This window comes from Microbacterium sp. AC132 (assembly GCF_979258525.1).
The window spans coordinates 1,372,602-1,391,087 of record NZ_OZ409862.1 but is presented as its reverse complement, the minus strand read 5'-3'; the positions used below and the strand labels follow the sequence as shown (position 1 = coordinate 1,391,087).

General features: G+C 65.9%; 21 protein-coding genes. 12 read left to right on the top strand and 9 right to left on the bottom strand.

All coding sequences use genetic code 11. From position 1 onward, the window contains the following. Positions 1 to 48: 48 nt before the first annotated feature. From ACZZZQ_RS06475 to ACZZZQ_RS06465, 3 genes are all read right to left on the bottom strand, one after another. Entirely contained in the window at positions 49 to 1,020 is a 972-nt protein-coding gene (locus ACZZZQ_RS06475; RefSeq protein ID WP_463507166.1) for a G5 domain-containing protein, read from the bottom strand. Positions 1,021 to 1,204: 184 nt separating this feature from the next. After that, the gene (locus tag ACZZZQ_RS06470; protein ID WP_463507165.1) at positions 1,205 to 1,588 is read right to left on the bottom strand and encodes a VOC family protein; all 384 of its coding nucleotides are present in this window, start codon (positions 1,586 to 1,588) and stop codon (positions 1,205 to 1,207) included. A 108-nt stretch (positions 1,589 to 1,696) separates the two neighbouring features. Then, positions 1,697 to 2,698 (bottom strand): Lrp/AsnC family transcriptional regulator, encoded by a 1,002-nt coding sequence (locus tag ACZZZQ_RS06465; RefSeq protein ID WP_072590490.1) that lies wholly within the window; start codon positions 2,696 to 2,698, stop codon positions 1,697 to 1,699. 116 nt (positions 2,699 to 2,814) lie between these two features. Between ACZZZQ_RS06465 and ACZZZQ_RS06460 the strand changes: the two genes are divergently transcribed. The 3 genes from ACZZZQ_RS06460 to ACZZZQ_RS06450 are packed head-to-tail and all read left to right on the top strand — an operon-like array spanning position 2,815 to position 6,940. Beyond that, positions 2,815 to 4,311, top strand: coding sequence for an MFS transporter (locus ACZZZQ_RS06460; RefSeq protein WP_463507164.1), 1,497 nt, complete (start codon positions 2,815 to 2,817; stop codon positions 4,309 to 4,311). Beyond that, the gene (locus ACZZZQ_RS06455) at positions 4,308 to 5,552 is read left to right on the top strand and encodes a M20 family metallopeptidase (protein ID WP_463507163.1); all 1,245 of its coding nucleotides are present in this window, start codon (positions 4,308 to 4,310) and stop codon (positions 5,550 to 5,552) included. Before ACZZZQ_RS06460 ends, ACZZZQ_RS06455 begins: the two co-directional genes overlap by 4 nt. Next, entirely contained in the window at positions 5,549 to 6,940 is a 1,392-nt protein-coding gene (locus ACZZZQ_RS06450; protein WP_463507162.1) for an L-serine ammonia-lyase, read from the top strand. The genes ACZZZQ_RS06455 and ACZZZQ_RS06450 overlap by 4 nt, the downstream gene beginning before the upstream one ends. Before the next feature lie 4 nt (positions 6,941 to 6,944). Here ACZZZQ_RS06450 and ACZZZQ_RS06445 read toward each other — a convergent pair whose 3' ends face one another. Further along, the gene (locus tag ACZZZQ_RS06445; RefSeq protein ID WP_463507161.1) at positions 6,945 to 7,349 is read right to left on the bottom strand and encodes a hypothetical protein; all 405 of its coding nucleotides are present in this window, start codon (positions 7,347 to 7,349) and stop codon (positions 6,945 to 6,947) included. Positions 7,350 to 7,522: 173 nt separating this feature from the next. On the opposite strand from ACZZZQ_RS06445, the gene ACZZZQ_RS06440 reads away from it, so the two are divergent. The 3 genes from ACZZZQ_RS06440 (at position 7,523) to ACZZZQ_RS06430 (ending at position 9,486) form a co-directional block, all read left to right on the top strand. Next, the gene (locus ACZZZQ_RS06440) at positions 7,523 to 8,473 is read left to right on the top strand and encodes a hypothetical protein (protein WP_463507160.1); all 951 of its coding nucleotides are present in this window, start codon (positions 7,523 to 7,525) and stop codon (positions 8,471 to 8,473) included. A gap of 16 nt (positions 8,474 to 8,489) precedes the next feature. Then, positions 8,490 to 8,831, top strand: a complete 342-nt coding sequence (locus tag ACZZZQ_RS06435; RefSeq protein ID WP_463507159.1) for a hypothetical protein — start codon at positions 8,490 to 8,492, stop codon at positions 8,829 to 8,831. A gap of 88 nt (positions 8,832 to 8,919) precedes the next feature. Then, complete coding sequence (locus ACZZZQ_RS06430) at positions 8,920 to 9,486, top strand: dihydrofolate reductase family protein (RefSeq protein ID WP_463507158.1); 567 nt, start codon at positions 8,920 to 8,922, stop codon at positions 9,484 to 9,486. On the opposite strand, the gene ACZZZQ_RS06425 is transcribed toward ACZZZQ_RS06430, so the two are convergent. Further along, positions 9,462 to 9,980: a hypothetical protein gene (locus tag ACZZZQ_RS06425; RefSeq protein WP_463507157.1), complete on the bottom strand. Its 519-nt coding sequence runs from the start codon at positions 9,978 to 9,980 to the stop codon at positions 9,462 to 9,464. The two genes, ACZZZQ_RS06430 and ACZZZQ_RS06425, sit on opposite strands and share 25 nt — an antisense overlap. Before the next feature lie 85 nt (positions 9,981 to 10,065). On the opposite strand from ACZZZQ_RS06425, the gene ACZZZQ_RS06420 reads away from it, so the two are divergent. Both ACZZZQ_RS06420 and ACZZZQ_RS06415 read left to right on the top strand, forming a co-directional pair. Beyond that, positions 10,066 to 10,635 (top strand): TetR/AcrR family transcriptional regulator, encoded by a 570-nt coding sequence (locus tag ACZZZQ_RS06420; protein ID WP_463507156.1) that lies wholly within the window; start codon positions 10,066 to 10,068, stop codon positions 10,633 to 10,635. Between the two features lie 74 nt (positions 10,636 to 10,709). Continuing rightward, positions 10,710 to 11,126 carry a DUF1428 domain-containing protein gene (locus ACZZZQ_RS06415; protein ID WP_463507155.1) on the top strand — a complete coding sequence of 139 codons (417 nt, stop codon included), beginning with the start codon at positions 10,710 to 10,712 and terminating at the stop codon, positions 11,124 to 11,126. Here the strand turns inward: ACZZZQ_RS06415 and ACZZZQ_RS06410 are convergent, their stop codons facing one another. Together ACZZZQ_RS06410 and ACZZZQ_RS06405 are read right to left on the bottom strand one after the other, a co-directional pair. Further along, on the bottom strand, positions 11,127 to 11,507 hold the full coding sequence (locus ACZZZQ_RS06410) for a hypothetical protein (protein WP_463507154.1): 381 nt from the start codon (positions 11,505 to 11,507) through the stop codon (positions 11,127 to 11,129). It abuts the gene before it with no gap. A 32-nt stretch (positions 11,508 to 11,539) separates the two neighbouring features. Then, on the bottom strand, positions 11,540 to 11,851 hold the full coding sequence (locus tag ACZZZQ_RS06405) for a hypothetical protein (RefSeq protein WP_463507153.1): 312 nt from the start codon (positions 11,849 to 11,851) through the stop codon (positions 11,540 to 11,542). Positions 11,852 to 11,910: 59 nt separating this feature from the next. Between ACZZZQ_RS06405 and ACZZZQ_RS06400 the strand changes: the two genes are divergently transcribed. Further along, entirely contained in the window at positions 11,911 to 12,174 is a 264-nt protein-coding gene (locus ACZZZQ_RS06400; RefSeq protein ID WP_447647239.1) for a hypothetical protein, read from the top strand. A gap of 3 nt (positions 12,175 to 12,177) precedes the next feature. Here ACZZZQ_RS06400 and ACZZZQ_RS06395 read toward each other — a convergent pair whose 3' ends face one another. Continuing rightward, positions 12,178 to 13,179, bottom strand: a complete 1,002-nt coding sequence (locus tag ACZZZQ_RS06395; protein ID WP_463507152.1) for an SDR family NAD(P)-dependent oxidoreductase — start codon at positions 13,177 to 13,179, stop codon at positions 12,178 to 12,180. Further along, on the bottom strand, positions 13,140 to 13,619 hold the full coding sequence (locus ACZZZQ_RS06390; RefSeq protein WP_463507151.1) for an SDR family NAD(P)-dependent oxidoreductase: 480 nt from the start codon (positions 13,617 to 13,619) through the stop codon (positions 13,140 to 13,142). The genes ACZZZQ_RS06395 and ACZZZQ_RS06390 overlap by 40 nt, the downstream gene beginning before the upstream one ends. Positions 13,620 to 14,143: 524 nt before the next feature. On the opposite strand from ACZZZQ_RS06390, the gene ACZZZQ_RS06385 reads away from it, so the two are divergent. The 3 genes from ACZZZQ_RS06385 (at position 14,144) to ACZZZQ_RS06375 (ending at position 18,419) form a co-directional block, all read left to right on the top strand. After that, positions 14,144 to 16,138, top strand: coding sequence for a hypothetical protein (locus ACZZZQ_RS06385; RefSeq protein WP_463507150.1), 1,995 nt, complete (start codon positions 14,144 to 14,146; stop codon positions 16,136 to 16,138). 225 nt (positions 16,139 to 16,363) lie between these two features. After that, on the top strand, positions 16,364 to 16,684 hold the full coding sequence (locus ACZZZQ_RS06380; RefSeq protein WP_463508089.1) for a nucleotide pyrophosphohydrolase: 321 nt from the start codon (positions 16,364 to 16,366) through the stop codon (positions 16,682 to 16,684). Then, positions 16,671 to 18,419 carry a DNA/RNA helicase domain-containing protein gene (locus tag ACZZZQ_RS06375; protein ID WP_463507149.1) on the top strand — a complete coding sequence of 583 codons (1,749 nt, stop codon included), beginning with the start codon at positions 16,671 to 16,673 and terminating at the stop codon, positions 18,417 to 18,419. The genes ACZZZQ_RS06380 and ACZZZQ_RS06375 overlap by 14 nt, the downstream gene beginning before the upstream one ends. Positions 18,420 to 18,486: the final 67 nt, after the last annotated feature.

Sequence of the window (18,486 nt, the reverse complement as noted above, 5' to 3'; positions counted from 1 at the left end):
GAGATCCTCGAGGTCTGGACTGAGGTCTTCGGCCCGGTGGACTAGCGCTCAGTCGCAGGCGATGCCGTCTCCGTCGCGGTCGAGGTCGTAGATGTCCGAGCCGACGACCTGCACGGGGCCCTGCACATATCCGGGTCCGTCTCCGCTGCCGCCGGCGCAGTCGACGTCGCTCGAGATCGGAACACACGCTCCCGTGTAATTCGAGTCGCACCCTCCGCCACCCTGCTGCACGAGCGGCACGGGGGCGGGAGCGGGTGCCGGAGCCGCGACCGGTGCCGGCGCTTTGCTTCCGATCGCCGTGACCTCGTTCACCGGCTGCACGGAGATCGCCTCGCTGACGACCTCACGCGACACCTCGACGCCGTCGATCAGAGTCAGGCGATAGGTGATCACCTTCACGCCGTTCACGCCCGCGGCGACGAGCGCCGTGGCGCCCTGGTCGAGCTGCGGGTCGTCGACCGTGGTCGCCGTGAACGGCACGGGCACCTCTTCGGTCGCGGTCTCGAACGTCGTCGGCGTGGGAGTGGGCGTCGGCGTCGGAGCCGACGTCGTCACCGCGGCGAAGGTCTGAGGTTCGGATGCCGTCGGGGCAGTGCCGCTGCTGGCACTCGCGATTCCGCCGCCGGTGACGAGCAGAGCGGCCAGGCCAAGGGCGATCACGCCCGACATCCGCGATCGGAGTCCCAGAGCCGGGAGGGGGCGCGCGATCATGACATAGAGAGCGATGCCGACGACGGCGGTGGCGACGAGCAGGATCGCGATCGGCGACAGGCGGGCGAGCACGCCGCCGACGACGAGTGCGGCGATGATGATCCCGGCAGTGCGCCAACCGGTCTTGCGCTTCGCGAGTGCGGGTGCGGGTGCGGGTGCGGGTGCCGGCGCGGTGGCGGACGCGATCTGCGTCGTCGCGACAGCCGCCGGGGACGGAGCGGTCGAGGACGTCCAACGATGGCCGTCCCACCAGCGCAGTTGATGCGGATTCTCCGGATCGGGATGCCAGGCGGCAGGCGGCTGTGACATGAGAGTTCCCCTCGACGATGAGGCGACGAATCGCCGGCGCCCCCAGAGCGCCTCGACCTGTATATCGGTTCAGATCGCCGGGCGGCAACAGCCGAATCTGAAACGTGACAATGGCCTGCTCGGGTAGGGCGCCGAGCAGCAACGGCACACAGGTGTTGGTCGCTTCAGAGCTCGAGAAGCCGCGTCACGCCGTCGGGCGCTCCCAGCCCACCCAGTCCGGCCGGTCCACGACGCAGAACCGGTTCCCCTCGGGGTCCTCCATGATCACGTAGTCGGCATCGTCCGGCAGGTTGTCCCAGTGCACTTCGCTGGCGCCGAGCTCGGTGAGGCGGCGCACTTCGGCAACCTGATCCTCGGCATAGATGTCGAGGTGGATGCGCGGAGGCAGCACCCGCTCGGAGTGGTGAGCGTCGAGGGCGATGCAGGGCGCGTCCGCGTCGCGAGGCTTGAGCACGACCCAGTCATCGGATGCCGGGTCTCGCTCGACATAGTCGAGGGCCGCCTGCCAGAAGCGGGACTGCGCCGGGAGGTCGTTCACGCGGATCACGATCGACACGATCTTCAACATGCCGGTCAGGTTAGGGCCCGCGGCGGCGCCCGCGGAGGGGATTGACCCGGGCCGGTGCCCGTGGTGCTGACCTGGCTCGCGAGTCTCAGCAGACCAGGCCAGGCGCACTCAGATGGTCAGCGGCACGACCTCGCCCGACGCCCTCCCGTCGGCATGCAGCAGGTGCCCGAGGTGCTTCGTCGTCCGCAGCACGACAGACCGGTCGGCGATGCTGACCCCGGGCAGGCGCTCCTCGATGATCGCCTCCATGCGTCCGACGTCCTGCAGGGTGCGCAGCCAGACGGCCATGATCACGTTGTACTCGCCGACCGTGTTCGCGACGAGGCGCACTTCCTCGATCCGCCCGAGCTGTGCGCCGATGCGCGACGCCATCGCCGCCGGCACCCGCAGGAAGTACCACGCGTAGATCGGCCAGGGCGTGTAGCGGCGGGCGACGTCGACGCGGATCGCCAGCCGACCGGATTCGCGCATCTCGGCGATAGCGTCGCGCACGCGCCGCGGAGCCATCCCCAGTCGCGAGGCGAGCTCGGTGATCCCGACGCGACCGTCGTAGGCGAGCTCGGCGGCGATGGCGTTCCGCTGGTCGACAGACATGCGAACGGATGCCGCGGGCGCGCGTCGTTCCAGGCCTTCGATCTGCGTCACCTCCTGCGTCGTGAGCGCGCGGAGACGCCAACCCCGTGCGTCGCGAACCGTCTCCGACACCAGGTGGGTGCGCATGGAGCGGACGCCGGAGACCCCGCGGATGCGTTCCAGCGTCCACACGGCGAGCGCCTCGGCATCCGGCACCGCGAGCGTGACGAAGATGTCGCGCCCTCCCGCGGTGAGGTCGATCGTGAATGCCTCGGGGTCTTGTCCCAGGGTCTCGGCGACGGCGAGCGTCTCGCCTGGACTGCACTCGATCTCGATCAGCACGAGCGTCGACGGCGCCGCTGAGCCGTATGCCGTGACGTAGACGATCCCCTGGTCGACGAGCCGTGTCCACCGGCGCGAGAGGGTGACCGGGTCGGCGCCGACGATCGGGGCGAGGGCGCTCCAGCTCGCGCGTGGGCTGACCTGCACGGCGTGGATCAGTCGCTGATCGAGGTCGTCCAGTCCGATTTCCTGCATTCGCTACACCTCTGCATCCGATTTCAGGCACCTGACCGCGATCGTACAGCCCCGTTCCTAGAGTCGCTGCAACCCGATCCGCTCTTGCTCCACCCGATCCCTCTCAAGGAGTCCTCATGGCTGTCCCCGCACCGCCTGGCAAGACCATCTCCGGCCGCTCCGCTGTGCGCGGCGCCGTCGGCTTCCTCGTCATCATGGAGCTCGGCTCCGGCATGCTCCAGGGCTGGTACCCGGTTCTCCTCGCCGCGATCGGCGAGGAGTTCGGCGTGGGCGCCGCCCAGCTCAACTGGGTCAGCGCCGCCTACATGCTCGCGACCGTTGTCTGCGTGCCGATCCTCGCCAAACTCGGCGACCGGTACGGGCATAAGAAGCTGCTGCTGATCTCGACCGCGCTCGTGGCGCTCGGTTCGATCGTCGTCGCGATCGCTCCGAGCTATGAGCTCTTCCTCGTGGGTCGGGCGCTGCAGGCGCCGCTCGCCGCCTTCCTTCCGTTGGAGTTCGCGATCGTGCGCGATCGTGACGAGAAGTCGGCCGGACGGTCGATCGGCAAGCTCGTCGGTGCGCTGACGTTCGGGGCGGCCCTCGGAGCCCTCGGCTCGGGTCTTCTGTTCGGTGCGCTCGGAGACCTGCGCGCAGTGCTCTGGATGCCGGCCATCTTCCTTCTCATCTGCGTGCCGGTCGTGGCGTTTCTCGTGCCCGAGACCACGGTCCGCGCCGCTGGAAAGACCGACTGGCTCGGCGCCTCGCTGCTCGGCATCGGACTCCTCGCCGCGCTGGGCGGCATCTCGAACGCATCCGCGTGGGGCTGGACGAACCCGATCACCTGGGTCGCGATCCTCGGCGGTGTCGCTCTGCTCGTCGTCTGGGTGATGGTCGAGAAGCGCGTCGCGCATCCGCTCGTCGACATCGCGCTGCTCACGAAGGGCGGCATCGGACTGCCGATCATCATCGCGTTCCTCTTCGGCGCCCAGCTCTTCGGAGGACAGACCGCGTCGAGCGTCTACGTGCTCAGCGATCCGGATGCCGTCGGCTTCGGCCTCGGGTTCACCGCCGCCATGGTCGGAGTCATCTCGCTGGCCGCAGCGCTCTCGGCCTTCCTCGCGTCGATCGTCGGAGACCGTGTCGCCGGCCGCATCGGAGCGAAGGGCGCGATCGTCCTCGGCGGTGTGCTGGTCGCGGGAAGCTACCTCGCGTTCATCAGCGCGCCGACGATCGTCGCGGTGTTCGTCGGGTCGATGGTGATGGGCGGCCTCGGCAACGGTCTGCTCATCTCGGTGCTGCCGACCATCGTGGTGCGTCGTGCGCCCGCCGACTCGGTCGGCATCGCCTCCGCTCTCTACAACACCTCGCGCACCGCGGCCGGAGCCGTGGCGGGTGCCGTGTTCGCTCTGGTGATGGGCAGCTTCCTCATGACTGTCGGCACCGGTGAGGCCGCCGTGACCACCACCTCGTTCGACGGATATGTCGCGGTGTGGAGCATCTGCGCGGGCATCGGGGTCGCGATCGCCGTTCTCGCCCTGTTCCTCCGCGTGCCCCGCCCGGTCGCCGAGGCCCCCACCCCTGTCCCCGCCGTCACCACGGCCGACCCCGTTCTCGAAGGAGAAACCGCATGACCCTCGCAGACCCGACCCCCCGCACCCTGCTCGAACTCGCCGACGCGAAGCAGCGCAGCGCGGATGCCGTGCGCGACTGGGAGCAGCGTCTCATCGAGATCAGCCACGAGATCCACGCCGATCCCGAGATCGCGTTCGAGGAGGTGCGCGCGGCGAACCTGGTCGCGGCGGCTCTGCGCGATGCCGGCTTCACCGCCACGGTCGGCGCGTTCGGTGTCGACACGGCCATCGACGCCAGCTTCGGCGACGGGGAGTTCGTGGTCGCGATCTGCGCCGAGTACGACGCCCTTCCCGGCATCGGCCACGCCTGCGGGCACAACGTCATCGCGGCGGCCGGACTCGGTGCGGCGATCGCGCTCGCGGCCATCGCCGACGACGCCGGACTCACCGTCAAGCTCCTCGGCACGCCTGCCGAGGAGCACGGCGGCGGCAAGGTGCTCATGCTCGAGGGCGGAGCGTGGGAAGACGCCACGATGTCTCTCATGGTGCACGGCGCCCCCGGCATCGATGTGCGTTGTGAGAACTTCGCGACCCAGGCCGTCGACCGATTCCAGATCACGTATACGGGGCGGCCGGCGCACGCCGCGGCCGCTCCCGACAAGGGAGTGAACGCGCTGGATGCCGCGACGATCGCGCTCACGTCGATCGGGCTGCTCCGTCAGCAACTGCCCGGCACCGTCCGCACGGCGGCCGTGATCACGCAGGGCGGCGAGGTGACGAACATCATCCCCGCGCGCACCGTGCTGCAGGCCGAGGTGCGCTCGTTCGATCTCGACGAGCTGCGTGACGCCAAGCGGCGAGTGATGGCCTGTTTCGAAGCGGGAGCGCTCGCCGCGGGTTGCTCGTGGGAGCAGGTGCGCACCGAGCCGCGCTACGACCCGCTGGTGCAGGAGCCGCTGCTCGCCGACCCGTGGAACGACGCGTTGACCGAGCTCGGCCGCGAGCCCATCGCCTTCTCTGGAATGGCCGGCGGATCGACCGACATGGGCAACGTCTCGCAGGTCGTGCCGTCGATCCACCCCGGCATCGCGATCATCGGATCGACGTCGGCTCCGCACACCGAGGGATTCGCGGCGGATGCGGCGACGCCCGCCGCCGACCGCGCGGTCGTCGACGCGGCGATCGGCCTCGCCTGGGCGGCGGCTACCGCGGCACTCACGCCGGAGTCCCGCTCCGATCTGCTCGCCCGACAGGCCGCGCGGCCGGTCGGTGCGACCACTCACCCGCAGGGCGAGGAGTGACGACGCTCACCTCTGAGACCGGCGCCCGTAGCAGCGTCTATGTCTCGGCGTTCGACCTGTTCTCGATCGGCATCGGGCCCTCGTCCTCTCACACGGTGGGGCCGATGCGGGCCGGGCTCGACTTCGCGCGGCGCGTGCTGGCGCAGCATCCGGAGGGTCCGAGTCGTGTCGAGGTGGTGCTGTGTGGGTCACTCGCGGCGACCGGACTCGGGCACGGCACGCCGGATGCGGTGGTCGCCGGGTTCGCCGGTCTCGATCCCGAGACCTGTGACCCGGCATCCGTTCGCGGCGCGTGGTTGGGGCATCCGTCGGGCTCACCGCTGCTGTTCGGTGGCGTCGTGCCGGTGGAGTTCGACAGCTCCGATGTCGTGCTCGATCCGTTCACCCGGCAGGCGGGACACCCGAACACTCTGGTGATCCGAGCGTTCGGTCCTGGTGGGGTGTCGATGGCGGAGGAGACGTACCTCTCGGTGGGGGGCGGATTCATCCAGCGCGTCGGCGAGGTCGTCGGGAGCTCGGTCGTGCCCGAGGGGATGCCGTCGTTCCGGACTGCGGCGGAGTTGCTCGCACTGTGCGTCGATGGCCTGTCGATCGCCGACGTCGCGCGGGTCGGCGAGGTCGCGGTCCGCGGGGCGGATGCCGTCGACGCGGGTCTCGACGCGATCTGGACCGCCATGCGCGACTGCGTCGAGGCGGGGCTGGGTGCTTCCGGCGTACTGCCGGGTGGTCTCGGTGTGCCGCGGCGGGCGCGGTCGATGCGCGACAGCATCCTCCGGGCAGAGGCTGCGGGGCAGCCGGTCACGTCCGACTGGCTTCAGGCGTTCGCGCTCGCCGTCAATGAGGAGAATGCCGGGGGTGGGCGGGTCGTCACGGCGCCCACGAACGGTGCCGCCGGCATCCTGCCCGCGGTGCTCATGTACTACTCGCGGTTCGTGCCCGGCGCGGATGCTGCGGCTGTGCGGACCTTCTTGCTCACCGCCGCCGCGATCGGCTCGCTCATCAAGGCGAACGCGTCGATCTCGGGCGCGGAGGGCGGATGCCAGGCAGAGGTCGGTTCCGCGTGCGCGATGGCGGCTGCCGGACTCTGCGCCGTTCTCGGCGGCACGCCGCAGCAGGTCGAGAACGCGGCCGAGATCGCGATGGAGCACCACCTCGGTCTCACGTGCGACCCGATCGCCGGTCTCGTGCAGATCCCCTGCATCGAGCGCAACGCCGTCGCCGCGTCGACGGCCGTCACGGCTGCCCGCCTCGCCCTGCACGGCGACGGCAGCCACGTGGTGTCGCTGGATGCCGTGATCGAGACGATGCGTCAGACCGGCGCCGACATGAGCGACAAATACAAGGAGACCAGTCGCGGTGGGTTGGCGGTGAATGTGGTGGAGTGCTGAGGGGTTACTCGTTCGCTGAAGACAGGGTTGCGCTGTGATCTGATACTGCCTGCACCATCGGATCGATGACTTCGCGCAACTCGTCAGTCAGCTCCTCGTCGTCACCCTCATTCGACAAGCGCGAGATCAGAGCGTCCCTCGCGGGTTGGCGGTCGATTGCGTGAGCCAACTCGAAGGCCAGGATGTCGAAGTCGCGCTCACCGGATCGAGGAACGGTGGCCCGCACCTGTCCGAACTGGGGGTCATCGCTCGTCAGGTGCAGATACGCCCGCAATTCCGGATCGGACCCCGTGCCACCCACGTGAACGATTTCCCCCGTGGCGGAGTCGAGCCACACGTACAGCCATGACCCGCTGGGACGAACGCGACCGCTCCGAACGGAGATGACGCGAGGCTGGGCGGGGTTCATGTGCCAACCATATTCGTCGGCAAGGGCGTCATCCCAGCCTTTGACCCTCCTCTCTGATCCAGCCCGCTCCCCTTCACTTGCCCACGTTTGCACGTCACGCTTCATACCAATGTGCACTCGTATGTGTGCTTTTGTTGCTCGAAAGAAGACATATGCGGCGGATTGGAACAGAAATGAAGAAACAAGCACGGTTCTCAGCGCACGACTCCACGCACGGCAGACTGCATGTCTGGAGCTCGCTAGCCGCGATAGTTGCGCTGACCGTGACCATGGTGTCGCCTGCACATGCGGAGGAAACAGCGGACGACGCGGACGCGATCGCTTCATTGATTCAGGAGGCGGCTCCAGTAACCGAGCTATCCGAACCAGGGGATCTCGTCGCAGGTGGATTGACCACAGAAGCGGGGGATGTGCAATCCACCGTGCCCATGTCCCCAGACGAAGAAGTCACCGTGACCTCGTCGAATGGCAGCGGGACGACAACGGCGACCATAGAACTGCCCGACGAAATAGACGTTAAAGGCGGTGTGGTAGCCGACGATGGGACGGTCGTCTTCGCCGCTACCGACGATTCTGGCGACGCTATCGCTGTGCAGACGCTTGACGACGGTTCGACCCGGATTCAGACCGTCATCGGCAGTGCTTTGAGTGCGCACGAGTTCGGCTATCGGATGGCGGGCTATCAGCCGTACCGCAGCGATTCCGGCGAGGTGATCTTCGTGAGCGAGGACGGTGACTACGTGCCGGTGGCGGCGCCCTGGGCGACGGACGCCAATGGGAATGCGGTAGAAACGCGTTACGAGATTCGCGGAGACGAGCTCTTCCAGGTCGTGGTTCCGGACGAGTCCACCGCCTACCCCGTCGTGGCGGATCCGAGCTGGCAGTGGTATGGCCCGATCTGGGGAATGAAGCTCACCCGTGCCGAGACCTCGCGTGTGCGCGACTACGCCGCTGCCCTTGGTATGTGCGCAGTGTTTGCGAGGCAGGTCAGTATCGCTTGCTCTGCATTTGGGTCGTACATCATTCTTCAGGCGAACCTTGCGCAAGGGGACAGTCCTGCAAGGACCTGCCTGTTCTTCACGGCTGCCCCAGTTCCCGGTGTGATCTTCCGGCTCTCGTGCTGATGCCGGAGAGAACCTCATGGCAATCGAAGGTGTCGAGATCTTGGTCTACATGCTCACTGCGGCGCAAGCGATGGGTGTCGGCTTCGTGTTCGCAATCGCTTCGGGCAGCAGACGTCGGTCGGCTCTCCGTGGCGCGGGGCTCTTGCTTGTCGGGGTAGCGGTGGTCGCAGGCTTCATGCTCGGAACGAGTGCTCCGTGGACAGGGCCGATCTTCGCGATCGTCGCATCGGGAACCGCCATTCTCACCGCTGCTGCGTCGCTCGGGACTGATCCGGCTATGCGGGGACAGTCCTTCGGGCAACGGGTCGTCTTCGCGCTGTCGCGCCGCCCGCGTTCGGGTGAACTCGACGAGAACTAGAACTGAGGGGCTCCCGTGCTCGCGCGCCAGTACCCTGGGTCTCATCCCGCACCATCGTGCACCGCCCGCATCGAAGGAGATCGGCGAGATGAGAGCATTGCGCTACTCGATCAACGTCACGCTCGACGGCTGCGTCCATCATGAGGCGGGAGTCGCTCCCGACGAGGAGCTGATGGGCTTCTGGACCGCCGAGATGCGGCGAGCGGATGCCGTCATCTACGGCCGAACGACCTACGAGATGATGGAAGGCGCGTGGCGGCGCCCGGCATCCGGTGCGTGGCCCGAATGGATGGAAGAGTGGGAGATCCCGTTCGCGGAGGCCATCGACCGGGTGCCGAAGAATGTCGTGTCGAGCACCCTGGATTCGGTCGACTGGAACGCCGAGCTCATCCGAGGCGACCTAGCTGAGATGGTCCAGCGGCTCAAGCAGCAGCCCGGCCAGGGGATATCGGTGGGTGGCGTGACACTTCCGTTGCGATTGGCCGAGTTGGGGCTGATCGACGAGTACACGTTCGTCGTGCATCCGGTCATCGCGGGGCATGGGCCGAGACTCCTCGACGGACTGAGCGAGCGCACCCGGCTCGAGCTCGTCGAGCGACGGGAGTTCGGGTCGGGGGCGGTCGCGCACACCTATCGGCCATTGCGCTCGGCCTGATCGCGGAGATATCTGCCGGCTCCCCGCCGCGTCACCAGTGCAGTGAAGCCTGCGAAGGCACCGAAGATCGCCACGGATCCCAGCACGAGAATCCAGAGACCGGCGCCGTCCCGATAGACGATGCTCAGGTAGATCAGCAGGAGGATGCTGCCCAGGGATCCGCCGATACCTGCTCCGATGGCCATACTTCGGTTGACCTTCGCTGCGTCGAAGTAGCTCGGCGCCGTGAACCTCTCGACGAACGCACCGAATGCTGCGGTGAGGCCCGAGATGATGCCGGTCACGACCGACGGAATCATCATGAGCCAGATGATCCATCCGATGCTGGCTTGCGAATCAGGCAGGTGGCTGACCACCGCAACCGCCTGCGTCGCCGCCATCACCGTAGTGAAGAGACCGAGGCCGAAGAGGGTGAGGCCGAGGGTCGGTATGCGCGTCTTTCTCCTTGGTGCGACCGGGCAATCAGCGCGCGGTTCTTCAGAGACGTCCCCCATGCGGCGACTCTATCGCCGGGCAGTTCCTAGGCCTTGGAGTCTTGCGCGGGTCTGCGGCACCCGCCCACCTCAGTAACCTGTTCAGGTGCCTCGTCCCCGAAGTGAAGCCGCGCGCCAGTCTGTGCTCGAGGCGATGCGCGCGGCCGTCATCGCCGGCACCTACGAAGCGGTGACCATCGAGGGACTCGCTGAGACCGCAGCGGTCTCGAAGCAGACGATCTACCGCTGGTGGCCCTCGAAGGCGGCAATCCTCGGCGAGGCGCTGCTCGAAGGAGACCTGCCCGGAGCCGACCCTGCCGTCGCGATGACCGACGACATCCGAGCCGATCTGCACGCCTGGTTCTCCGCGATGTCCGCCGGACTCGCACGGCCCGAGGGTGTCGCACTCGCCCGGGCGCTGATCGCGGTGACCGCCACCGACCACGAACTCGGGCTTGCGCTCAACGAGCGTCTCGCGGCGCCGATCCGCTCGTGGGTCGCCGAACGGATCGCACGCGGACAGGCGGCGGATGAGATCCGGGCCGACGTGGATGCTGACGCCATCGCCGACCAGCTCATCGCCATGGCATCGTACGCAGCTCTGATCGGTCAGCCCTTGAGTGGCGAGCGTGTCGAGGAGACGGTGACGCGGCTGCTGCGAGGCATCGCTCAGTAGGACCCTCTGGTTGGCTGAGGCCGGCGCTGGATACCCTGGCGACGGACACTCGCCGCTGAGGACTGGAGCTGAGCATGGTCATCGCTGACATCACCGTCGTTCCGGTGCCGACGGAACGCAAGGCCGCATACCTGGACTTCTCGAAGCGGATGGCGGAGGTCTACCGCGATCACGGTGCGATCAGCGTCGTGGACTACTGGCAGTCGAGCGACTCGGCCGACCCGGGTGACTATCACGCAGATGGGACGTCGTATGAGCCGGGCGAGCTGAAGAGCATCGCCGACCTCGCAGGAGCGAACGCCGAGGAGTCCGTCGTGGTCACGGTGACGACCTGGCCGTCGCGCGAGGCCCGTGACAGCGGAACCGCTGCCGTCACGAGCGATCCCCGCGTTATCGAGACGCTCGATGAAGACCCGATATTCGACGGCGCTCGCGTGATCGGCGACAGCTTCGAGATCGCGATGAGCGTTCAACGCGACGAGTGGCGATAGCTACGGGGTGCAGTAGGCGAGCATCGCGTCGGTCGCCGCGCGCATCTCCGTCGTCGCCGCATCCAGGCCCGCGATGTCGCCCGCGATGGCCTTCTCGCCCTCGGCGGCGAAGGCGTCGATGCTCGTCGTCCACGAGTCGCGGAGGGCGACGAACTCCTCGGGTCCGTCGACACCGCGGATGTTCTCGGCGACGTTCTTGACCCCGTCGAGCGCTGCCTGCGCGGCCTCGGGGGTCGGTGAGCTGACGCTGCCGATCACACCGGTCACCTGCGCGGCCTGGGCGGCGACCTGGCCGCAGGCGGCGATCGTCGAGGCCTGCGAGCATCCGGAGAGGAGCAGGATGCCGACGGCGAGCGTCGCGAGCGCGGGGAGCTTCTTCATGAGGGTCACTTTAGGCGGGGGAGATGTGAGGTCTACGCCTCGCCGTAGGCAGGGCCGACGAAGGTGACGGTCTTGCCCGCGGCGCGCGCGTAGTCGATCTCCGGCGTCGTGGACTCGCCGAAGTGCTCGCCGCGGTTCACCACCACGACACGATCGGCCACGTCGATCTTGCTCAGGTGCAGCTCGCCGAGAGCCGCCTTCTGCTCGTCGGTGATCGGGGTGTCTACCTCGGCGGGCATGAGCACGATGACGCCTGCGAGCGTCAAGGATTGGCTCACTGCGCGCATCTCCTCGGCGAACCGCATGGAGCCGCAGATGCAGACGATCTCGGGACGCTCGGGCACGGGGTCAGTCTGTCATCCGCTCAGGGCATGCCGACTTTGCGGCGGTCTAGGCTCGCCTCATGAGCGAGCCCTCCCTGATTCAGCAGCGCATCGCATTGCAGCGCCGCAAGAACTTCGCGCTCTACACGATCGTGTTCTCGGCTGTCCTGGTTGCAGGATGGGGCGTCGCGATCATGCTGGATCCGAGCGCGGTCTATCGATGGATCAGCCTCGTCGTCTTCGGCGCCGGAGTGGGCGTCGGGATCTTCGAGCTGCGCAAGGCGCGTCGAGCGATCGGCGAGTTCGAAGACCGGCACGGTCGCCGTGCCGGCCTCCAAGACTGACGCTTACTGCACCGACCATCCACCATCGGATGCCAGCACGGCACCGTTAATGTTCACAGCGTCGTCCGACAGCAGGAACGTGATCGACGCCGCGAGGTGCTCGGCGGTCGCGACCGTCGGGATCGCCTGCTGGAACGGGGCCAGGCGGCCGGAGCCGTACTCCGACATGTTCGGGGGCATCGGGATGCCGGTGGCGACGCCGCCCGGAGCGACGGAGTTCACGCGGATGCCCTTCGGCCCGTACATGAACGCCGCGGACTTCGTGACGCCGATGATGCCGTGCTTGCTGGCCGTGTAGGCGTTGCCCGACGAGTTGCCGCGCAGGCCCGCTTCGCTCGAGACGTTGAGGATCGAGCCGCGGCCGGCCTTCTCCATGATCGGCAGCACCGCGCGCATGAGCTTGAACGGGGCGGTGAGGTTGATGGCGATGACACGGTCCCAGACGGCATCCGTCGTCTCGCCGGCGGGGGAGAAGTCGTCGTTGATGCCGGCGACGTTCGCGAGGGCGTCGATGCGGCCGCCCGCGGCGGCGATGACGGCGTCGATCGCGTCCTGCGTGGTGAGGTCTCCGGCGACGGTGGTGATGTCGGCATCCGGCAGCTCGGCCTTCAGGGCGTCGAGCTTCTCGGCGGCGATGTCAGAGGCGATGACGCGTCCGCCTTCACGGGCGATGCGGGATGCGGTGGCCTTGCCGATTCCGGATGCTGCGCCCGTGACGACCACGGTCTTGCCAGCGAAACGACCGGTCGTGGGCTTCTCTGTCCAGCCCTCCGACTCGTCGCCCTCGGGGATCTCACCGCCGTTGGCCGCGCGCACCAGGTCATCGACGACCGACTGCGGAAGCTGGCCCTGGCTCATCGCGACGAGCTGCTGCAGCGGGAGTCCGAGCACGGGGGTGAGGAGCTCGGGGTCGGCGCCCGTCTGCTCGAAGAGTCCACGGATGAGCGGCCCGCCCGTCGGGTCGTTCATCCAGTCGCCGATGGTGGAGTGTGCTGTGAGGGCCATGGTTGAGCTCCTTGAGGCTTGGGTTTCGCAACGGTGCGTCTACTTATCGAGAAGTCTACGACTGCGGAGCTCGAAAGGCGACTCGGGGTGAGGATCGAGCCGCGGCCGGCTTTCTCCATGATCGGCAGCACCGCGCGCATGAGCTTGAACGGGGCGGTGAGGTTGATGGCGATGACGCTGTCCCAGACGGCATCCGTCGTCTCGCCTGCGGGGGAAAGGTCGTTGTTGATGCCTGCGACGTTCGCGAGGGCGTCGATGCGGTCTCCCGCGGCGGCGATAACGGCGTCGATCGCGTCCTGCTTGGTGAGGTCGCCAGCCACGGTGGTGATGTCGGGCAGATCGAACCTGGTTGTGCGTGCGATAGACGCGGCGCTTGCCTGGCCCGCTCCGAGGGAGCTTGCGGATGTGTCGCACTGTATTGCTCGCGAGGCGGCGATCATCGATGGCGCCGTCGAGGATGCCTGCCAGTGCCGAACGCATGTGGGACGCCGTCAATGATGCCGATTAGCGATGTGAATAAATGACGGAAGACGTCATCAACTGACGTTGGGCGGGCGCCTCCCTCCGACGCCGAGAGTGTAGCGATCGTTCGAGTCTCCGTTCTCGCCGCTCACTCGCTGCAAAATCCGCGCTGGCGCGGTCCGCTTTGCAGCCGTTCCATGGCGAGCACTGCACCGCGCCCCATCGCTGAATTGGCTGGATGTCGGAGGAAGACTGTGCCGATCTCCGCCGGTTGCGCGGCTTGAACGTGCGCCCCAGGCGAGGGCGAATCGCGGAGGGGTGGCAACGTCTCCACGTGTCGCGTGTCATTGCACCAACGTGCTGACCAAGCGGGGCCGAACCCCTCCGCCCGCCATGGATCAGGTGGTGTCGTCGGTCGGCCACTCCGCTTGGCGCTGTGATCATTCGCTGGTCAGCAGCCGCGGCGTCACTCCGGGCCGATCTAGAGCACTAGCTTTGGGAGATGCCCCTGACGAACGCGGCGCGTCGGCGCGCGACCAAGGACCTGCAAGCATGGGCGGACGAGACCGCACAGTGCACATTCCCGTCAAGGTGGACGCTGGAGCTCACTCCAGAGATTTGCGACGCGTTCGTACACTCGCTCGTCAGCATGGCGGAGCAACTGCCCACCGAAGTACCCGAGCTGAACGCAACGACCGCGACGTTCGTAGAACTACAGGAGTGGACGGGCGAGGTCATCGAATCGATTACCCCGATCCGCCAGAGAATGACCGCACTCGCCAGGTTCGCGCCGTTCGGAAGTGAGCTGGCGAAGGACGTGCTGGATCAACTCTGCGCATGGGTCCGAGCTGCGCTCAATGCAATCGAAATGGGAGCCGCATCGTCCGTGCCGAGCTTTGCTTTGCAACCGGCCACTATCAAGACGCTTAGAAGCGCTCGGGGTACCCCACATCCACTCCGCTCGATGTTCGGATTGGATTGGGATCCGGTCGACGCGAGCGGCGAGTTCAAACCCGGGCGAGTGATGGAGGGATACGCCTACCAACCCGGCGCTCTCATGGGCCGCCTAGTGCCTCATCTCGCGTCGCTCGGCCTGAAACCCGTTAACGACGCTCTCGCTTCCATCGCGATGATCGGCTGGATCGTCACTTCTCCGAACCCGCCACTGGCCGCTTGGGCGATGCATGTGGCAATCAACGTTATGTTTACGCCAGGCGGAGACGGCATCCGTGCTGAGGTGCTCGATGCCCAGAGGAGTAGAGATTCCGTCGCGCGACAGAGTCGGACAAGGACGCTATCCGATCTCGCGGCGGCGGCCGCGGAAGACTCGGAAGAGCAGCGTGCCCACCTTCTCGCGAGCGCCTATCGCAGGGTGGTTGAAGGACCTGTGAGGCAGTCTGCATGGGCGATCATCTGCATGGCTAGAGGCTCGGCGAGTAAGACGCCGAATCTGGGCCAGGTTCGAGAGTTGATGATCGCGCACAACGAGTTCCTCCGTGCAATAGCCAGTAGCGCCGTCTTTCCAGGGCTGCGCAACGCTCAGGCGCACGAGACCCTCGAATGGGATGGCGTCGATCAGGTAGTCCGCGGTGAAGGTGACACGCTTACCCTCGACCAACTCCGAGAAGCCATTGAGCTGTGTATCACGTTCGATCGCGGTTGCGAGGCGGCTTTCACGTTCGCGCGCGCTTTGCAGGCCGGGCCAGCGATCGGGACCCCATCAGAGCTGGATGAGATGCGCATGCCTCCGTGGATGCGTGCCGAGTCATTCTTTGCATCGAATGGATTGGTGCTTGAGCATCTCGAGACGAACTCCCATCTAGTCAAGGCGACCGTGAAGCAACTCGGCGAGGCCGACGTCAATCCCTGCTTTCAAGCCCTGGTTGTGTTGCGTCGTCTATTGCCGCGCGCGCAGGCGTTCGAAGTCGTCGTCGCCGACGAAACGAAGCCCTCTCTTACAGTCGATGCCAGTGCCTTGGACGATAGTTTGGCGGCGCTCGAGTACTCCCATTCTTGTCTTACTGTGACCCCACTCGGCGCGTTTCTTCCAGCTAGTCTCAACGCTCGGATGCGCTCTGAGAGCGCCCGCGTCGCGCTTCGGTCGATAAGCTGGATGGCGGTCGACGACGTACTAGACGCGATCGATGGGTCCCCGGCACTGATTGACGAAGGTGGCCGACGGCTCTTGCTGGCTCGAATCACCACGACTCGAATTGCACTCGAGGCATGTCAGCCCCTTGAAGGTGTTCATGTTGATCGACCAGGGCTCGTCCGCGACCAATTGGTGATCCTCTTGGCGCGGCTTTCAATCACCAACACCCCGTTCCTAATCGGCGCGATCGAACGCTGGGAACCTGTAATCCGCTTGCGCCATTGGTGGACCGCTTGGGGCCCAGTCGAGCGACTGCCCGGCATTGGGGTGTCGACGAAGGGACGCGTTTCGAAGGACGTCAGAAGCGAGCTCCTCGAGGGAAGGCGGGTGGTACTGCCCTTCTAGGTAACTGAACGGCCGAAGAGCGCGGCCCAACCTGACAGTCGTTAGCGATGCCTGATGCATCGGCGTAGCGCGGCCCCAGTCGGATATGCGTTGCGTGCCCACTGTGCCCGAAGGGACCACCACGTCAAGCGCCGCTGACGCAGCAGTCGAGATGAGGCGGACATGGCTGCGCTGCTGGGGCGGTTGGTTGTCGCAGGGGAAGCCGCTGTGCGATACCGTCTCACCGTGACGAGTGAGCGAGTTCGTGAAGCCTTATCGGAGTTGGTGCGCGAGCGCGACTGGGCTCAGTTTCATACGCCAGCAAACCTCGCGAAGAGCATTTCGATAGAGGCGGGCGAACTGCTCGAGTGCTTCCAGTGGAGCGACGATGCAGACGAGGTTCGCGTGCGCGAGGAACTCGCCGACGTCGTCACTTACTGCACACTCCTCGCCGCTCGACTGGGAGTCGATCTGGATGAAATTGTCCTGCAAAAGCTCGCCGTAACCAGCTCGAAGTACCCCGCAGATCGATCGAGAGGGCGGAGCACGAAGTATGACGCCCTTTGAGATCGAACGGCTCGACTTCACCACACCCGCGATCTCGGCCTGGGCGTCCGGTGATGAACGGCGTACGAACTGGCCCGTCGTCTACGTTCTAGACAGCGCCGGGTCCCCAGATGCTCCATCGGTCTACGTCGGTGAGACGGTCAGTGCTGTGTCACGCATGCGTCAGCACCTCCAAAATCCATCAAAGGCGGGGTTCGGCCGGGTGAGTGTCGTCATAGACGAGACGTTCAATAAGTCGGCGTGTCTCGATCTCGAGTCGCACCTCATCCGCTGGCTCGCCGGTGACGGGCACTTCACAGTGCTCAACGGAAACGAGGGGATCATCGATGCGCGGTACTACGAGCGCGATCAATACCGCGAAAGCTTCCGGGACATCTTCGAGCAGCTGCGCTCGGACGGGATCTTTCAGCGCAGCATTCCTGAGATCGAGAACAGCGATCTCTTCAAACTCTCGCCCTTCAAGGTCCTTACCCAAGAGCAAGCCATCGCCGTCGAGCAGATCGTCGAGACACTCCTCACGGACCTCGCGACAGGCACGCGATCGTCAAGCGTAATCCAGGGCAATCCGGGTACCGGCAAGACCATTGTGGCGATCTTCCTCATGAAGCTGCTGGCCGACATTCGCGACTACGAAGACATGGAGGAGATCGAGCAGGACTCCCTCTTCTCTGAGTTCTTCGTCCCCGAGAACCGCGAGTTACTGAGAAGCGTTCGCGTCGGATTGGTCGTACCTCAACAGTCGCTCCGAGACTCGATCAAGAAGGTGTTCAAGAAGACGCCGAAGGTCAGCGAGGAGCTCGTTCTCAACCCGTTCGACGTCGGCAAATCGTCCATGCAGTTCGACTTGCTCATTGTCGACGAGACGCACCGTCTCAATCGCCGCGCGAACCAATCCTCGGGTATGCGCAACCGCGACTTCGCGGAGATCAACGAACGACTCTTCGGATCAGATGACCTCAACAGGACCCAGCTCGACTGGATCCGCGCCCAGAGCACGCACCAGATTCTGCTCATAGACGAGCAGCAAGGCGTGCGGCCTGCTGACCTGCCGGGTGCGACTCTCGCCGCTGAGATCGCTGACGCAAAGCGAGCGCATCGGTGGTTTCCGTTGGCGAGGCAGATGCGTGTGAGGGCGGATGCGGACTACGTTGGTTTCGTCCGCCAGCTGCTTCGAGGTGAACTTCGCGCAGGGGACCGCCCGGACTTCGGCGAGTACGACCTGCGGTTCTTCGAGAGTGTCGGAGAACTGCAGGAGGCGATCCACGAACGCAATCGCGACGCAGGGCTCGCCCGACTTGTCGCTGGCTACGCCTGGGACTGGAAGACCCGCGGCAACAAGCCCGGCTTCGACTTCGAGATCGAGGGGAACAAGTTCGTCTGGAACCGCACAGACAAGGACTGGATCAACTCCCGGGGATCGATCGACGAGGTGGGCTCGATTCACACTGTGCAGGGCTACGACCTCAACTACGCCGGTGTGATCATCGGCGAAGATCTCCGTTACGACGAGCTCACGCGACAAGTGGTCGTCGACCGTGTCGCCTATCGTGACAAGAAGGGCAAGGAGAACCTCGCGCAGCTTCGAAGGCCAACAACGGACGAGGATCTCCTTGCCCTTGTCCAGAACATCTACGGAGTCCTACTTACGCGAGGAATCTTGGGGACTTACGTCTACGTCTGTGACCCCGGGCTTCGCGAGTACGTCGCGAAGGTACTTGGAGTCGAACTGGGTTGATTGCGTCGTCGGAGACGTTCGGGCCTCAGGTTCAAATGATCTCGAAGGTGAGCTCTGATTGCTACAG

Excerpts from the sequence above, each read along its gene's own strand:
- ACZZZQ_RS06475 (WP_463507166.1), bottom strand. The coding sequence starts at position 1,020 with ATGTCACAGCCGCCTGCCGCCTGGCATCCCGATCCGGAGAATCCGCAT.
- ACZZZQ_RS06470 (WP_463507165.1), bottom strand. The coding sequence starts at position 1,588 with ATGTTGAAGATCGTGTCGATCGTGATCCGCGTGAACGACCTCCCGGCG.
- ACZZZQ_RS06465 (WP_072590490.1), bottom strand. The coding sequence starts at position 2,698 with ATGCAGGAAATCGGACTGGACGACCTCGATCAGCGACTGATCCACGCC.
- ACZZZQ_RS06460 (WP_463507164.1), top strand. The coding sequence starts at position 2,815 with ATGGCTGTCCCCGCACCGCCTGGCAAGACCATCTCCGGCCGCTCCGCT.
- ACZZZQ_RS06455 (WP_463507163.1), top strand. The coding sequence starts at position 4,308 with ATGACCCTCGCAGACCCGACCCCCCGCACCCTGCTCGAACTCGCCGAC.
- ACZZZQ_RS06445 (WP_463507161.1), bottom strand. The coding sequence starts at position 7,349 with ATGAACCCCGCCCAGCCTCGCGTCATCTCCGTTCGGAGCGGTCGCGTT.
- ACZZZQ_RS06440 (WP_463507160.1), top strand. The coding sequence starts at position 7,523 with ATGAAGAAACAAGCACGGTTCTCAGCGCACGACTCCACGCACGGCAGA.
- ACZZZQ_RS06435 (WP_463507159.1), top strand. The coding sequence starts at position 8,490 with ATGGCAATCGAAGGTGTCGAGATCTTGGTCTACATGCTCACTGCGGCG.
- ACZZZQ_RS06430 (WP_463507158.1), top strand. The coding sequence starts at position 8,920 with ATGAGAGCATTGCGCTACTCGATCAACGTCACGCTCGACGGCTGCGTC.
- ACZZZQ_RS06425 (WP_463507157.1), bottom strand. The coding sequence starts at position 9,980 with ATGGGGGACGTCTCTGAAGAACCGCGCGCTGATTGCCCGGTCGCACCA.
- ACZZZQ_RS06415 (WP_463507155.1), top strand. The coding sequence starts at position 10,710 with ATGGTCATCGCTGACATCACCGTCGTTCCGGTGCCGACGGAACGCAAG.
- ACZZZQ_RS06410 (WP_463507154.1), bottom strand. The coding sequence starts at position 11,507 with ATGAAGAAGCTCCCCGCGCTCGCGACGCTCGCCGTCGGCATCCTGCTC.
- ACZZZQ_RS06400 (WP_447647239.1), top strand. The coding sequence starts at position 11,911 with ATGAGCGAGCCCTCCCTGATTCAGCAGCGCATCGCATTGCAGCGCCGC.
- ACZZZQ_RS06395 (WP_463507152.1), bottom strand. The coding sequence starts at position 13,179 with ATGGCCCTCACAGCACACTCCACCATCGGCGACTGGATGAACGACCCG.
- ACZZZQ_RS06390 (WP_463507151.1), bottom strand. The coding sequence starts at position 13,619 with ATGATCGCCGCCTCGCGAGCAATACAGTGCGACACATCCGCAAGCTCC.
- ACZZZQ_RS06385 (WP_463507150.1), top strand. The coding sequence starts at position 14,144 with ATGCCCCTGACGAACGCGGCGCGTCGGCGCGCGACCAAGGACCTGCAA.
- ACZZZQ_RS06375 (WP_463507149.1), top strand. The coding sequence starts at position 16,671 with ATGACGCCCTTTGAGATCGAACGGCTCGACTTCACCACACCCGCGATC.